This window comes from Mesorhizobium sp. L-8-3, from assembly GCF_016756615.1.
Lineage (GTDB): Bacteria > Pseudomonadota > Alphaproteobacteria > Rhizobiales > Rhizobiaceae.
Map to the genome: position 1 here is coordinate 2,793,231 of NZ_AP023262.1, position 12,463 is coordinate 2,805,693.

14 protein-coding genes are annotated in these 12,463 nt (G+C 62.7%); 9 read left to right on the top strand and 5 right to left on the bottom strand.

Translation table 11 applies throughout. From position 1 onward, the window contains the following. The first annotated feature begins 224 nt into the window (after window positions 1-224). The 5 genes from JN302_RS13150 to JN302_RS13170 all read left to right on the top strand — a co-directional run bounded on the left by JN302_RS13150 (window position 225) and on the right by JN302_RS13170 (window position 4,799). Window positions 225-1,394, top strand: coding sequence for an ABC transporter substrate-binding protein (locus JN302_RS13150; RefSeq protein WP_202333172.1), 1,170 nt, complete (start codon window positions 225-227; stop codon window positions 1,392-1,394). Window positions 1,395-1,469: 75 nt separating this feature from the next. Continuing rightward, window positions 1,470-2,330 (top strand): branched-chain amino acid ABC transporter permease, encoded by an 861-nt coding sequence (locus tag JN302_RS13155; RefSeq protein WP_202333173.1) that lies wholly within the window; start codon window positions 1,470-1,472, stop codon window positions 2,328-2,330. Further along, window positions 2,327-3,358 (top strand): branched-chain amino acid ABC transporter permease, encoded by a 1,032-nt coding sequence (locus JN302_RS13160; RefSeq protein ID WP_202333174.1) that lies wholly within the window; start codon window positions 2,327-2,329, stop codon window positions 3,356-3,358. The genes JN302_RS13155 and JN302_RS13160 overlap by 4 nt, the downstream gene beginning before the upstream one ends. Further along, a complete protein-coding gene (locus tag JN302_RS13165) occupies window positions 3,355-4,101 on the top strand; it encodes an ABC transporter ATP-binding protein (RefSeq protein WP_202333175.1) in 747 nt (248 codons plus the stop codon). Before JN302_RS13160 ends, JN302_RS13165 begins: the two co-directional genes overlap by 4 nt. Beyond that, window positions 4,101-4,799, top strand: a complete 699-nt coding sequence (locus JN302_RS13170; RefSeq protein ID WP_202333176.1) for an ABC transporter ATP-binding protein — start codon at window positions 4,101-4,103, stop codon at window positions 4,797-4,799. Before JN302_RS13165 ends, JN302_RS13170 begins: the two co-directional genes overlap by 1 nt. Window positions 4,800-4,893: 94 nt before the next feature. Here the strand turns inward: JN302_RS13170 and ligM are convergent, their stop codons facing one another. Then, the gene (gene ligM, locus JN302_RS13175) at window positions 4,894-6,309 is read right to left on the bottom strand and encodes a vanillate/3-O-methylgallate O-demethylase (protein WP_202333177.1); all 1,416 of its coding nucleotides are present in this window, start codon (window positions 6,307-6,309) and stop codon (window positions 4,894-4,896) included. 154 nt (window positions 6,310-6,463) lie between these two features. Further along, window positions 6,464-7,198 (bottom strand): GntR family transcriptional regulator, encoded by a 735-nt coding sequence (locus JN302_RS13180; RefSeq protein WP_202312716.1) that lies wholly within the window; start codon window positions 7,196-7,198, stop codon window positions 6,464-6,466. Window positions 7,199-7,373: 175 nt separating this feature from the next. Here JN302_RS13180 and JN302_RS13185 point away from each other — a divergent pair, with 175 nt between their 5' ends. From JN302_RS13185 to JN302_RS13200, 4 genes are read left to right on the top strand one after another with little or no spacing between them, the layout of a single operon-like run. Next, complete coding sequence (locus JN302_RS13185) at window positions 7,374-8,114, top strand: alpha/beta fold hydrolase (RefSeq protein ID WP_244846310.1); 741 nt, start codon at window positions 7,374-7,376, stop codon at window positions 8,112-8,114. Further along, window positions 8,107-8,460, top strand: coding sequence for an extradiol ring-cleavage dioxygenase (locus JN302_RS13190; protein ID WP_202312717.1), 354 nt, complete (start codon window positions 8,107-8,109; stop codon window positions 8,458-8,460). The genes JN302_RS13185 and JN302_RS13190 overlap by 8 nt, the downstream gene beginning before the upstream one ends. Next, window positions 8,453-9,295, top strand: a complete 843-nt coding sequence (locus JN302_RS13195) for a class III extradiol dioxygenase family protein (protein WP_202312718.1) — start codon at window positions 8,453-8,455, stop codon at window positions 9,293-9,295. The genes JN302_RS13190 and JN302_RS13195 overlap by 8 nt, the downstream gene beginning before the upstream one ends. Before the next feature lie 5 nt (window positions 9,296-9,300). Beyond that, entirely contained in the window at window positions 9,301-9,624 is a 324-nt protein-coding gene (locus tag JN302_RS13200; protein ID WP_202333178.1) for a YciI family protein, read from the top strand. Window positions 9,625-9,678: 54 nt separating this feature from the next. Here the strand turns inward: JN302_RS13200 and JN302_RS13205 are convergent, their stop codons facing one another. From JN302_RS13205 to JN302_RS13215, 3 genes are read right to left on the bottom strand one after another with little or no spacing between them, the layout of a single operon-like run. After that, window positions 9,679-10,542, bottom strand: coding sequence for an NAD(P)-dependent oxidoreductase (locus JN302_RS13205; RefSeq protein ID WP_202333179.1), 864 nt, complete (start codon window positions 10,540-10,542; stop codon window positions 9,679-9,681). Window positions 10,543-10,550: 8 nt separating this feature from the next. Beyond that, the gene (gene purU / locus JN302_RS13210; RefSeq protein WP_202333180.1) at window positions 10,551-11,399 is read right to left on the bottom strand and encodes a formyltetrahydrofolate deformylase; all 849 of its coding nucleotides are present in this window, start codon (window positions 11,397-11,399) and stop codon (window positions 10,551-10,553) included. A gap of 35 nt (window positions 11,400-11,434) precedes the next feature. Then, window positions 11,435-12,457 (bottom strand): 4-oxalomesaconate tautomerase, encoded by a 1,023-nt coding sequence (locus tag JN302_RS13215; protein ID WP_244846648.1) that lies wholly within the window; start codon window positions 12,455-12,457, stop codon window positions 11,435-11,437. Window positions 12,458-12,463 lie beyond the last annotated feature (6 nt).

The following is a 12,463-nucleotide window of genomic DNA, read 5'->3' on the forward strand; positions in this document are numbered from 1 at the left end:
CCCTCAAAAATGGCACATGACTGCCTACCGGGTACCGCTCACGCTTTTCAGGCTGATGAGGATGGCCTCGTCACTTGTACGGATGCGAGATATATGTATACATCCTGTTCACGGTTCGGTTTTCGCATTTCCACCAATTTTCTCTTGAGAGTTAGGAGAAGCAAGGAAATTTCGGGCACATCTCCGGAACGAAGATGTGGGTCCAATCAAAGGGAGGAGTATACATGATTTCCAGAAGGTTATTTGTCGCCGGCACGATGTTGTCGCTGCTGGCGAGCGCGCCTGCCTATGCGCAGGAAACAGTCAAGATCGGCTTGATCTTGCCCATGACGGGACCCTTCGCGTCGACTGGCCGTCAGGTCGAGGCCGGCGTACGCGCCTATATGGCGCTGCATGGCGACGAGGTAGCCGGCAAGAAGATCGAGCTCGTGTTGCGTGACGATGCAGGCACGGCCGACCAGACCCGCCGCATCGCTCAGGAACTGGTGGTCAATGAGGATGCGAAGATGCTCGTTGGCTTTGGGCTGACGCCGCTGGCAATGTCGGTTGCCCCCGTGCTCAACCAGGCGAAGGTCCCGGCAATCATCACGTCGGCCACGACCTCGGCGATCATGGCGCAGTCGGACTATTTTGTCCGCGCAAGCATGGCCGGACCACAGTCGGCCGTGCCGGTGGCCATCTGGGCCGCCCAGAACGGGCTCAAGCGGGTGGTGACGCTTGTGACGGACTACGGCCCGGGCCACGATATCGAGAAGGGTTTCACCGACCAGTTCAAGAAGGAAGGCGGCGAGATCGTCGAAGCTGTCCGAGTGCCGTTGCAGAACCCTGATTTCGCACCCTTTCTGCAGCGCGTACGCGACGCCAAGCCGGACGCCATCTTCGTTTTCGTGCCATCGGGCGTTGGCTCGCTGTTCATGAAGCAGTTCGCGGACCGCAACCTGGCCGAAGCCGGGATCAAGCTGATCGCCACGGGCGATGTAACGGACGACGATCTGCTCAACGCGATCGGCGAGCCGGCCGTTGGCGTCATCACAGGGCATTTCTATTCCGCCAACCACGACAGCCCCGAAAACAAGGCCTATGTTGCAGAAGTCCGCAGGGCCAATAACAATATGCGCCCCAACTTCATGTCCGTGGGCGGCTACGATGCCATGCATCTGGCCTATGAGGCGCTCAAGGCCACCGGCGGCGATACCGACGGAACGAAGCTGGTCGAGGCGATGAAGGGCATGTCCTGGACCAGCCCGCGTGGCCCGATGTCGATCGATCCGGCGACCCGCGACGTGGTGCAGGACATCTACATCCGTGAGGTCAAGGAAGTGGACGGCGAGCTGTATAACGTCGAGTTCGCGACCTACGAGAAGGTCAGAGATCCCAACGCTCCCGCCCAGTGAGGCAATTCGACAAGCCACACTGCGGGAAATGCGCGGCGGAACATGCTTCCGCCGCGCACGAGGAAGTTGGAAGCCATGCTGACAATCCTGTTCGACGGCATCGCCTATGGGATGCTTCTGTTTGTTCTTGCCTGCGGATTGTCGATCACGCTGGGCTTGATGAATTTCGTCAACCTGGCGCACGGCGCCTTCGCCATGGCCGGCGGCTACATCACCGTCATCATGATGAACCATTTCGGCATCTCGTTCTACTGGTGCCTGCCGGTGGCGTTCCTCGCGGTTGCCGCGATTGGCGCAGCGCTCGAGCGCACGCTGTACCGCAGACTCTACAAGGCCTCGCATCTCGATCAGGTGCTGTTTTCGATCGGACTGGTCTTCATGTCGATCGCGGCGATCGACTATTTCGTCGGCGGCCAGCAGCAACTGATCAACCTGCCCCCGGAACTGAGGGGCCGCTTCGAAATGTTCGGCATCGGCATCGGCCGCTACCGGCTGTTCATCGTCCTCATCTGCGCGATTCTTGCGGCGGTGTTGCAGCTTGCCCTGACTCGGACCCGCCTGGGCAGCCAGCTCCGTGCCGCCGTCGATGACGGCCGGGTGGCCCGGGGTCTCGGCATCAACGTCTCGGTCATCTTCACACTGACCTTCGCACTCGGCTCGGGCCTTGCCGGCCTGGGTGGCGCGCTCGGCACCGAAATTCTCGGTCTCGATCCCAATTTCCCGCTCAAGTTCCTGATCTATTTCATGATTGTCGTTACCGTAGGGGGCACTTCCTCGATCACCGGGCCGTTTGTCGCCGCGCTGCTTCTGGGCATCGCCGATGTCGCCGGCAAATATTACGTGCCCCAGCTCGGCGCCTTCATCATCTATGCCGTCATGGTCCTGGTCCTGATCCTCAGGCCGCATGGACTGTTTTCCCGGGAGGGAGGACGATGAGCGGCGACAATATGAACCCTGGCAGGGAGGCGATCGCCCTGCTTCAACGCTCCGGTCGTTGGCAGATCTGGGAAGTCGCTCTGTGGCTCGCGGCCATAGCGATGATATTCATTCTCCCGTCGAAGTCGCTGATCCTCACGGAAATAGCGATCCTGGCGTTGTTTGCGGTGTCGCTCGACCTGATCCTTGGCTATGCCGGCATCGTCTCCCTCGGCCACGCTGCGTTCTTTGGTCTCGGCGCCTATGTCGCGGGCCTGTTTGCCAAGCATTGTTTCTCCGAGCCCGTAACCGGCTTGCTTGTGGCAGGATTGGCCAGCGGTGCCTTTGGATTCGCCACCAGCTTCCTCGTGTTGCGCGGCTCGGATCTGACAAGGCTCATGACAACCTTTGGTGTCGCCATGATGCTGGCCGAAGTGGCGAATCAGGTCGCGTGGCTGACCGGCGGCGCCAATGGCCTCAGCGGAGTCATGATCACGCCGATCCTGGGCGTGTTCGAGTTCGACCTGTGGGGGCGCAACGCCTATATCTACGCCCTCGTCGTACTCATGGTCCTGACCCTGGTCGCCCGTCGCATCGTGCATTCGCCCTTTGGCTTGTCGCTGAAGGCGATCAAGCGCAATCCGATGCGCGCTTCGATGCTTGGCGTTTCGCCGACGCGGCGCATCGTTGTGATCTATACGATCGCGGCGGCCTACGCCGGCATCGCCGGTGCATTGCTCACCCATACGACAAGTTTCGTCTCCCCCGACGTGCTCGCCTTCTCCCGCTCGGCGGACGTGCTGCTGGTTCTGGTGATCGGCGGTGTCGGCTATCTGTATGGCGGTGTACTCGGCGCGGTCCTCTTCTCGGTCCTGCGCGACTGGCTGTCGGTCGTCACGCCGCAATACTGGATGTTCTGGATCGGCCTGATTCTGGTCATCATCGTGCTGGTCGGACGCGAGCGCATCAGCCGCTGGCAGACCTTCCTGCCCGGTTCTGCCGTCAGCCGTTTGGTCAATGTCCGGGTGGCCGTGGGGAAGAACAAATGATACCGGCGCTGGAAACCCTCAACCTGGTCAAGCGCTTCGGCGGTTTTGTCGCCACCAACGATGTCTCGCTCAGCATCACGCAGGGCGCGCGTCATGCCCTCATCGGCCCGAACGGCGCCGGCAAGACGACGCTCATCAACCTGCTGACCGGCGTGCTTGCGCCCAATGGCGGCCAGATCCTGCTCGGCGGAGAGGACATCACCGCCTTGCCCGCCCACGCACGCGTGGGGCGCGGCCTTTCGCGTACCTTTCAGATCAACCAGCTGTTCGGTGACTTCACGCCGCTCGACTCGATGATGCTGGCGATTGGCGAGCGCAAGGGGCATGGCCGGATTGCCTGGCGCCCCCTGTCGGCCGACCGCGAGGTCGCCGACGAAGCAGCCGCCCTGCTGGAGCGCTTCCGGCTGGCCGACGTGATGGCCACGGCCACCACGCTTCTTCCCTATGGCAAGCAGCGCCTGCTCGAGATCGCGCTCGCGATCGCCACGCGCCCCAAAGTCCTGCTTCTCGACGAACCCGCCGCCGGCGTGCCGGAAGAGGAACGGCACGAGGTGCTCGGAATCGTGAGGGAATTGCCGGCCGATGTGACCGTGGTGCTCATCGAGCATGACATGGACCTCGTCTTTTCGTTTGCGGATCGCATCTCGGTGCTGGTCGCGGGAGCCCTGTTCGCGGAAGGGACCGTCGGCGAGATTTCGAAGGACGCTCAGGTCAAGGCCATCTATCTCGGGGAGGATGCGTGATGCCGGAACTTCTGCGCATCGAGCGCCTGGTCGCCGGATATGGGGAGGCACAAGTTCTTGCCAAGGTCGACCTGACGCTCGAGGAAGGCAAGTCGCTCGCCCTTCTCGGCAGGAACGGCGCGGGAAAGACGACACTGCTCGACACGATCGTCGGCGTGACGACCTATCACGCGGGCACGATCAGGCTCCATGGGCGCGACGTCAGCCGCCTGTCGGCGGAGCGGCGCGCGCCGTTGGGCATTGGCTGGGTGCCGCAGGAGCGCAACATCTTCAGGTCGCTCACCGTCGAGGAAAACCTCACTGCCACGGCCCGGCCGGGGGGCTGGGACCTCGGGCGCGTGTACGGGATGTTCCCGCGCCTGAAGGAGCGGAGGCGCAATCTTGGCAACCAGCTTTCGGGTGGCGAACAGCAGATGCTGGCCGTCGGCCGCGCGCTGATGCTGAACCCGAAGATCCTGCTGCTGGACGAGCCGCTGGAAGGCCTCGCGCCAATCATCGTCGATGAGCTTCTGGCCGCCCTGCGGGGCGTCGTCACGGGCGAAGGCATGTCGGCGATCATCGTCGAACAGAAGGCGCGCAAGGTACTGCCCTTGACCGACGACGTGATCGTGCTCGAGCGCGGCAGCGTCGTCTATCGCAACACCGCCGAGGCGTTGCTGGCTTCACCGGAAACGCTGGATGCGCATCTGAGCGTTTGACGCGTCGAAGCGGCGTGGGGCGCGCCCCAACGGCTGGCCAGTCGTACGAAAAATGGCGCCCGAGGGCGCCATTTCCTTGTCCGGCCTTGAAGGATCAATCCTTCTTGGTGCGCCAGCTGTCGGCGTAGTTTTCGCGCGCTTCGCGGGCGTAAGGCGTCGGTGAAACGCGGACGCGGATCTCCGCCTGCTTGTGCGGACGCTCGATCGAAGCCTTGCTCGAACCGCCGTTCGGCTCGCCCCAGACCAGCGTCAGAACGTCGCCTTCCTGGACGTCCTGATCGACGATGCCCAGTGACAGCATGCAGCGCTCGTTGAAGCTGTAGCCGTTGAACATCGACATACCGACCATCTTGCCGTTGCGCAGCACCATATCGGCGCTGGTGGAGGCGTAGTTCGGCTGCGGGAAGTCGATCCATTTGTAGTGTTCCTCGCCGGGACGGAATGCCGAGGCGATGACCTCGACGACGTCCTCGGCATTCCACTCGAACGTCACCTTCTTGCGGTTCTCCTGGCCCTTCATCTTTTCGAGCGCGGCCTTGCCGACGAAGTCATCCTTCTTCCAGCCGATGTAGAAGTCGTAGCCGAGCTCGAACGGATTGACGTAATAGTCCTCGATGTTGTTGGAGACGAAGCTGCCGCCGATGGCCCCGGTGGCCTCGTAGGAGTCGGCGCCGAGCCAGTCGCGATAGTCCTTGAGCATGCCGTCACCGGTGTAGATGCCCGGCAGCGGCGAGGGGATCCAGCCCGATTCCAGCGTATTGGTCGAGTAGGCGCGGCTGCCGCAGCGGACGAGATCGACGCCGGCATCCTTGGCGGCCTCCAATATGCAGGACAGGATGTAGCTCTTGTCCTCGTAAGGCCCCCAGATTTCCAGGCCCGGCGCGCCCGACATGCCGTGGCGCAGGGCCTGCACCTTCCTGGAGCCGATGTTGATCCGGTCGACGTGAAAGAACTTGATCTCCGGGATGGGACCGCCGTTCATCTTCTCGAGGATCTTCGGCGCGTCCGGGCCCTGGATCTGGTAGCGATAGTGGGTGCGCAGCACGCGCTCGCCTTCCGGCCGCGAGGGCGAGCGGGGGTCATGCTTGATGCGAACGTTCCACTTGCCGTAGGCGGCGCAGAACATCAGCCAGTTGGAGGTCGGCGCGCGGCCGACGAGAACGAACTTGTCCTCGCGCTCGCGGAAGATGATGTGGTCGCCGATGACGTGGCCGTTCGGCGTAACCGGCACGAAGTGCTTTGCGCGGTTGAGACCGAAGTTCGAAAACGAGTTGACGCCGTGATAGGCGAGGAATTTCTCCGCGTCCGGGCCTTCGACGATCAGTTCATCCATGTGGTGCGACTGATCGAAAAGGACCGCGGAGTTCCGCCACGCTGCCTGTTCCGTGCGCCAGTTCGAGAATTCCGCCGTCACCACCGGGTATACATACATGCCGGTCTGGGAGCTGCGCAAAAGCTCCACGATGTTCCGATTCTTTTCCAAAACCTGGGAAAGGCTTTGTGACGACATATCGATTCCTCCCTTGGGATCAGCGTAGTGTATACATTCATGCCGATAGGGGCGGAGAATGCAAGTGCCTTTCTTCCCGCAACGCCAACTTTGGGGGGCAAAAGGAGAACGCGGCGACCAAGGTCGCCTCGCTCATGTATTCATGATCGACGTTCTATCTGTGGATCAGGGCGAGGCCCGGAATCTTTGTGAGAAGGCCCGGGTCCTTGGCGAAGATGTATTCAAGGTTGTGTCGAGCGGTGCGCGCGTGCTCGCGTGCGATTGCTTCGGCACGCGCACCCTCCCTTGCGGCTATTGCCTGGACAAGCGCCCGGTGCTGTTCCTGTGCCGACCACAAGGAGCGGCGGAAGGCGACGATCTCCGTCTTGTTCGGCAGGAACGCCGACGGCGAGGCAAAGGGGAGGGCGCTGGCGCGCTCCACCTCGCGCCGAATGATCTCGCTGCCGGGCAATGCCGCGAGTTCCAGATGGAAGCGCTCGTTGAGGTCGGAATAAGTATCAAAATCGACCTCGTCCTGGCCGGGGCCGAAACAGGAATCGAGCTGGACAACGATATCGTTGATCCGCGCCAGCGCCTCCGGCGAAACGCCGCGCTCCGCAGCAAGTCGCGCCGCCGTGCCCTCCATCACGCCACGCAGTTCGATCGAGTCGACGACATCGGCATAGCCGAATTTGCGCACCACAAAGCCGCCGTTCGGCAGGCGGTCCAGCAGGCCCTCCTCGGCAAGGCGCGACAGCGCCTCGCGGACAGGTGTACGCGAAATGTCGAGCGTTTCGGCGAGAGGAACCTCGAAAAGACGCATGCCGCCCGGCAATTCGCCGCTGATGATCTTTTCCCGCAACTCGATCACCGCGCGACGGCCATGTGTTGCGACTTCGCTAATCTTCATCGGCAGTCCCTTTTCCCCTGCATGCAGCTATAGCACCGGCCCCGGAGCGAGCGAAGCCCCCTAAGGCAGTCAGCCAATCCCAGCCAATCATGTATCCATCTCTGTCTCGGAGAACACCAGAAAGCGCGTATCTGCGAGAAATATTGTAGCCGTTTGTTGACACGATGTATACATTATGATGTGGCTGGGGCTGGAGGCCACCAAAGTGACAACGCTCGTACTCATTCCGGGACTTGTTTCAGACGCCCTTGTCTGGGCGTCGCTGGCCGACGCCGTCGCCGCAAGAATGCACGCCCACGCGGCGGACCTATCGACGGGCGCCTCCATCTCCGGGATGGCCGAGCAATTTCTTGGAGAGACCTCAGGCGACATCATCGCCGTGGGGCATTCCATGGGCGGCCGTATCGCTATGGAAATGGCGCGTCTGGCTCCCGCTCGCGTCCGCGGACTGGTGCTCGCCAACACCGGCCACCATCCTCGGCGCGAAGGTGAAGAGATCAAACGTCGGCAGATGATCGAGCTCGGGCATCGCAGCATGGAAGCTCTCGCGGATTCCTGGCTACCTCCCATGCTCGACCAGGCGCGCGTGGCAGACACGGCGCTCGTCTCCAAATTGAAAGCGATGGTGCTCCGTGCCGACGCGCATATCCATGAGCGCCATATCCGCGCGCTCCTCGGTCGACCGGACGCCAGCGCGTATCTGGCCGAGATAACCTGTCCCATCCTGCTCGTTGCGGCGCGCCAGGACGGCTGGAGCCCGATCGCTCAGCACCAGCAGATCGCCGAAATCGCGCCAGATGCGGAACTGGCCGTCATCGAAAACGCTGGTCATTTTGCGCCGGTAGAGCGTCCCGCCGAGGTGACAGCCGCCATCACCGACTGGCTCGATCGCAGATTTGGAGAGGCAAATGCCTGAGCAGAAGACAGCGATTCCCGACACGCCGCTATTCGACCGGGCAGGGTCGATCCGCGGCTACAGGATCAACAAGATGGCCATGGGGCTCGGTCGAGCGGAGAACCGCGCCGCCTTCGAGGCGGACGAGGAAGCCTATCTCGACCGGTTCGGCCTGAATGCCCAGGAAAAAACGGCCGTCCTGTCGCGCGACTGGCATGAAATGGTGCGCCTGGGGGGCAACCTGTTCTTCATCTTGAAGATTTCGGCCGTCGACCCCACTGCCATCACCCAGATCGGCGCGGCGCAGGCAAGCATGTCGCATGACGATTTTCTCTACGAACGACTGGGAAGAAGGCGCAATGGCTAAGATCATCGGCGGCATCGGAACGAGCCATGTTCCCTCTATCGGCGCAGCACTGGACAAGGGCCTGCGCGATACGCCCGACTGGAAGCCGTTCTTCGACGGCTACGAAGCGGGCAAGGAATGGATGCGCGAGGCCAAACCCGACATTGCCGTTGTCATCTTCAATGACCATGGCAACACTTTCTTCCTTGATCGCGTTCCGACCTTCGCTGTGGGCGTTGCCGACACCTACCAGCCCGTGGACGAGGGCTGGGGTCCACGCGCCATCCCGACTTTCGAAGGCGCTGTCGACTTCTCCTGGCACTTCGTCGACCTGCTGGTCGAGCGCCATTTCGATCCGATGGTCTGCCGGGAGATTGAAGTCGACCACGGTCTGCAGGTGCCGATGGAACTGTTCTTCGGCCGTCCGCAGACGTGGCCGGTGAAAGTCCTGCCGATCTGGGTCAACACGATCCAGTACCCCATCCCGACCCCGCAACGCTGCTGGGAGATGGGGGGAGTGCTCCGCGAGGCGATCGAGAGCTGGCCCGGCGACGAACGCGTCGTGATCCTTGGCACGGGAGGGCTGTCGCATCAGCTTCAAGGCGCGAGGGCCGGCTTCATCAACCAGGCCGCCGACCGCGCCTGGCTGGATGGCATCGCTGCCGATCCGGAACCCTACCGCACCATGACTCGGGAAGACTATGTCGAGCAATTCGGCTCCGAGGGCGCCGAACTGATCATGTGGCTGGTGATGCGGGCGGCAATGAACCCGCAGGTCGACCTGATCCACAAACATTACCACGCCCCCGCCTCGATGACGGGCGCTGGAATGGTCGTGTTGGAAAACGCAGGCTGACGCGTATGTTCTTTCTCATGCGTTGTCTGCATCATCCGGGCCAGGATGTCTCCCGCGACACACACCGGCCGGCACATCGTGCCTGGGTGCAGTCGGGCGGAGAAGGTCTTGCATCGGTCCTGATCGGCTCGGCCCTGCTCGACGAAGGTGGGGCGCAGATAGGCAATTTCGGCGTCCTGGAGGCCGAGAGCCTCCAGGATGCGAAAGCCTTCGCCGAGGGAGATCCGTTGCACCGGGCCGGCGTCGTCCAATTCATCGAATTGACCCCGCTTCCCGACACTTTCCAGGCGGCGCGCATCGCCGACCCGATGACGACGATCCGGCGCTGAACGAAGGCGAGCCGCCACAGCGGCTCGCTGCAAATCGGCAGGAGACGGAATCTCCTACGGCGACCTGGCCAGCCGGCGCGCGAGCACGTGATCGACAGTCGGCTTCAATCCCTGCTCCGACGTGACGCCGCAGGCACCCATCCGTTCCTGGACCGCGGCAATCGCCACCGCCAGGCCCCCATGAAGGCCGAGTGCGTCCAGCGTCGCCGCACTCTCGTGCATCTCCGCTGCCCGGCGGCGTCCATGCCGCGTCGTGCGCTCCATCTGGTATTCGGCGAAGTGCGGCCAGTCGAGGCCAGGATACGAACTCGACAGCGACGCGAGAATCTCGTCGAAGCAGCCAGAGGCTCGAGCGGCAAGCAAGGCCTCGACGGTGATGGCTTCCAGCCCCTTGACGAAGACCGAACGCACCATCTTGATCGCGGTCGCGGCACCTGGCGCATCGCCGGCGATCTCTGCCGTGAAACCGAGCGCCAGAAACTCCGGCAGCATCTGCGAGGCGGCAGGCCCGGCGAGCAGTACCGGGGTCCGGTGCTTGCGTGGGTGCACAGGCGCCATCACGGCCATATCGATATAGTTCGCGCCGGCGGCTTCCACGGCCGCTGCCGTCTGGCGCTTGCGCTCCGGGGATACGGAGTTGATGTCGACGAAAACGTGCCCCGGCCCAAGATGCGGCAGGAGCGGCTGGACGGCGAGCAGGCTCTGATCAGCGGTCACGGCGCTGAAGATCAGGTCGGCAGCGCCGAGCGCTGCCGCCGTTTCCGCGACCTGGGCGCCGCGCGCGGACATCGCCTCACGCATCGCTTCGTCGCCGGAAAGAAGCAGAATGTCATGCGCCAGCACGACTGCGGCGGCATCTTTCAATCCCTCGTGGAAGGCGCGCGCCGCCTCGCCATAACCCAGGAACCCGATCTTCATGGTACGTCCTAATTCATGAACACGACGGTCTTGCGCTTGTTGAGCAGGACGCGGTCTTCGAGATGCCAGCCAACAGCGCGCGCCAGCACCCGCCGCTCGATGTCGCGGCCCTTGCGCACAAGGGCGTCGGGCGTGTCTGCATGGCTCACCGCTTCCACGTCCTGGCAGATGATCGGCCCCTCATCGAGGTCGCCGGTCACGTAGTGCGCCGTGGCGCCGATCATCTTGACGCCGCGCTCATGCGCCTGGTGGTAAGGCTTTGCGCCCTTGAAACCCGGCAGGAAGCTGTGATGGATATTGATGCAGCGTCCCGAAAGGTAGGCCGAGAACTCGTCGGACAGCACCTGCATGTAGCGCGCCAGCACCACCAGCTCGACCCCGTTCTGCTCGATCAACGCGCGAATCTGCGCTTCCTGCTGCGGCTTGGTGTCCTTGGTGATGGGCAGATAGTGGTAGGGAATGCCCTCCATCAGCGTCAGGTTCAGTGCTTCGCGCGGATGGTTGCCGACGATGCCGACCACTTCCATGTTGAGCTCGCCAATCCGCATCCGGTAGAGCAGATCGCCGAGACAGTGATCGAACCTGGAAACCAGCAGCAGGACCTTGCGCTTCTGGCCGGCTGGCCGCAGCGCCAGATCGAGGCCGAAAGACTTCTCCTCCTCGGCGATTGCCGCGCGGAAGTCCTGCTCGGGCTCATCCATGGAGAAGGCGACACGCATGAAGAACATGCCTGTTTCGGGGTCGTCGAATTGATTTGCTTCGGTAATGTCGCCGCCGTGGCGCGCGATGCGCCCGGCGACGGCGGCGACGATGCCACGTCTGTTGATGCAGCGCAGGGTCAATATGTAGTCGGCCATAAATCCTCTCTGTCGCGGGGATGCATCCTCGCTTGTCATCCAAATATGTGTCCGTCGAAAAGCTTGCGGGCGGTGCGCAAGACCGCCGCATTCGTGACCACCCCGTCGCGAACCGTGGCAATCACGCTCATCTCGCCGGTGGGATGTTCAACGGAGAGGAGCTTTTCGCCGCCTTCCGGCACAGTTGCAAGTTCGGCGGCCGGGCCTTCGGGCAACAGGCATGCCGTGGCGACGCTGACCGCGCCCAAAACCCCGATCGCGTCATGACAGCGGTAGGGCGTGAAGGTGCGCGTTGCGATGGCGCCACCGCCCCGTGGAGCCGAAACCATCGTCATCTTCGGTACCGATTTGTTGGTCACGTCGCCGAGATTCATCAGCGGCCCTGCCGTCAGGCGGATCGCTTCGAGCTTGGCTCGAAGTTCTGCGTCGGCTTCCAACGCCTTGGGCGTCTCGGTGCCGGAGACACCAAGATCGGAAGCGCGCATGACGACGCAGGGCATGCCATTATCGATCAGGGTGCATTCGATGCCGTCGATGACATCCGATGCATTCCCTGTCGGAAGCAATGCGCCACAGCTCGAACCGGCCGTATCGGCGAAGGTGATCGGCACGGGTGCTGCTGTGCCTGCAACCCCGTCGATACGCGCATCCCCTTGATAGCTCACGCGTCCGCCGGGCGTCTCGATCCGTACCGTGGCGACCTGGCCGGTATTTTCCATGTAGATACGGACTTCGGTCTGGCCTTCCCTCGCGGTCACCAATCCACGCTCGATCGCGAACGGCCCAACGCCCGCAAGGATGTTGCCGCAGTTCTGGCCATCCGTAACGACAGGCTGGTCGACGAATATCTGCAGAAACAGGTAGTCGACGTCGACACCGGGCCTTTGCGATCTTTTCACCACGGCGACTTTGGACGTCAGCGGGTCGGCTCCACCCATGCCGTCGATCTGGCGGGGGTCGGGAGACCCCAATGCGCGCAGCAAGAATCCATCTCGGTCCTCAGGCAGTTCGTGCGCCAGGAAATAGCCGCCCTTGGAGGTGCCGCCGCGCATCCACATGCAGGG

What these genes read in the sequence shown, in the direction of transcription:
- JN302_RS13180 (WP_202312716.1), bottom strand. Translation starts at nt 7,198, where the DNA reads ATGAAGATTAGCGAAGTCGCAACACATGGCCGTCGCGCGGTGATCGAG.
- purU (WP_202333180.1), bottom strand. Translation starts at nt 11,399, where the DNA reads ATGGCCGACTACATATTGACCCTGCGCTGCATCAACAGACGTGGCATC.
- JN302_RS13155 (WP_202333173.1), top strand. Translation starts at nt 1,470, where the DNA reads ATGCTGACAATCCTGTTCGACGGCATCGCCTATGGGATGCTTCTGTTT.
- JN302_RS13185 (WP_244846310.1), top strand. Translation starts at nt 7,374, where the DNA reads ATGATGTGGCTGGGGCTGGAGGCCACCAAAGTGACAACGCTCGTACTC.
- JN302_RS13170 (WP_202333176.1), top strand. Translation starts at nt 4,101, where the DNA reads ATGCCGGAACTTCTGCGCATCGAGCGCCTGGTCGCCGGATATGGGGAG.
- JN302_RS13160 (WP_202333174.1), top strand. Translation starts at nt 2,327, where the DNA reads ATGAGCGGCGACAATATGAACCCTGGCAGGGAGGCGATCGCCCTGCTT.
- JN302_RS13150 (WP_202333172.1), top strand. Translation starts at nt 225, where the DNA reads ATGATTTCCAGAAGGTTATTTGTCGCCGGCACGATGTTGTCGCTGCTG.
- JN302_RS13215 (WP_244846648.1), bottom strand. Translation starts at nt 12,457, where the DNA reads ATGTGGATGCGCGGCGGCACCTCCAAGGGCGGCTATTTCCTGGCGCAC.
- JN302_RS13200 (WP_202333178.1), top strand. Translation starts at nt 9,301, where the DNA reads ATGTTCTTTCTCATGCGTTGTCTGCATCATCCGGGCCAGGATGTCTCC.
- JN302_RS13190 (WP_202312717.1), top strand. Translation starts at nt 8,107, where the DNA reads ATGCCTGAGCAGAAGACAGCGATTCCCGACACGCCGCTATTCGACCGG.
- ligM (WP_202333177.1), bottom strand. Translation starts at nt 6,309, where the DNA reads ATGTCGTCACAAAGCCTTTCCCAGGTTTTGGAAAAGAATCGGAACATC.
- JN302_RS13165 (WP_202333175.1), top strand. Translation starts at nt 3,355, where the DNA reads ATGATACCGGCGCTGGAAACCCTCAACCTGGTCAAGCGCTTCGGCGGT.
- JN302_RS13205 (WP_202333179.1), bottom strand. Translation starts at nt 10,542, where the DNA reads ATGAAGATCGGGTTCCTGGGTTATGGCGAGGCGGCGCGCGCCTTCCAC.
- JN302_RS13195 (WP_202312718.1), top strand. Translation starts at nt 8,453, where the DNA reads ATGGCTAAGATCATCGGCGGCATCGGAACGAGCCATGTTCCCTCTATC.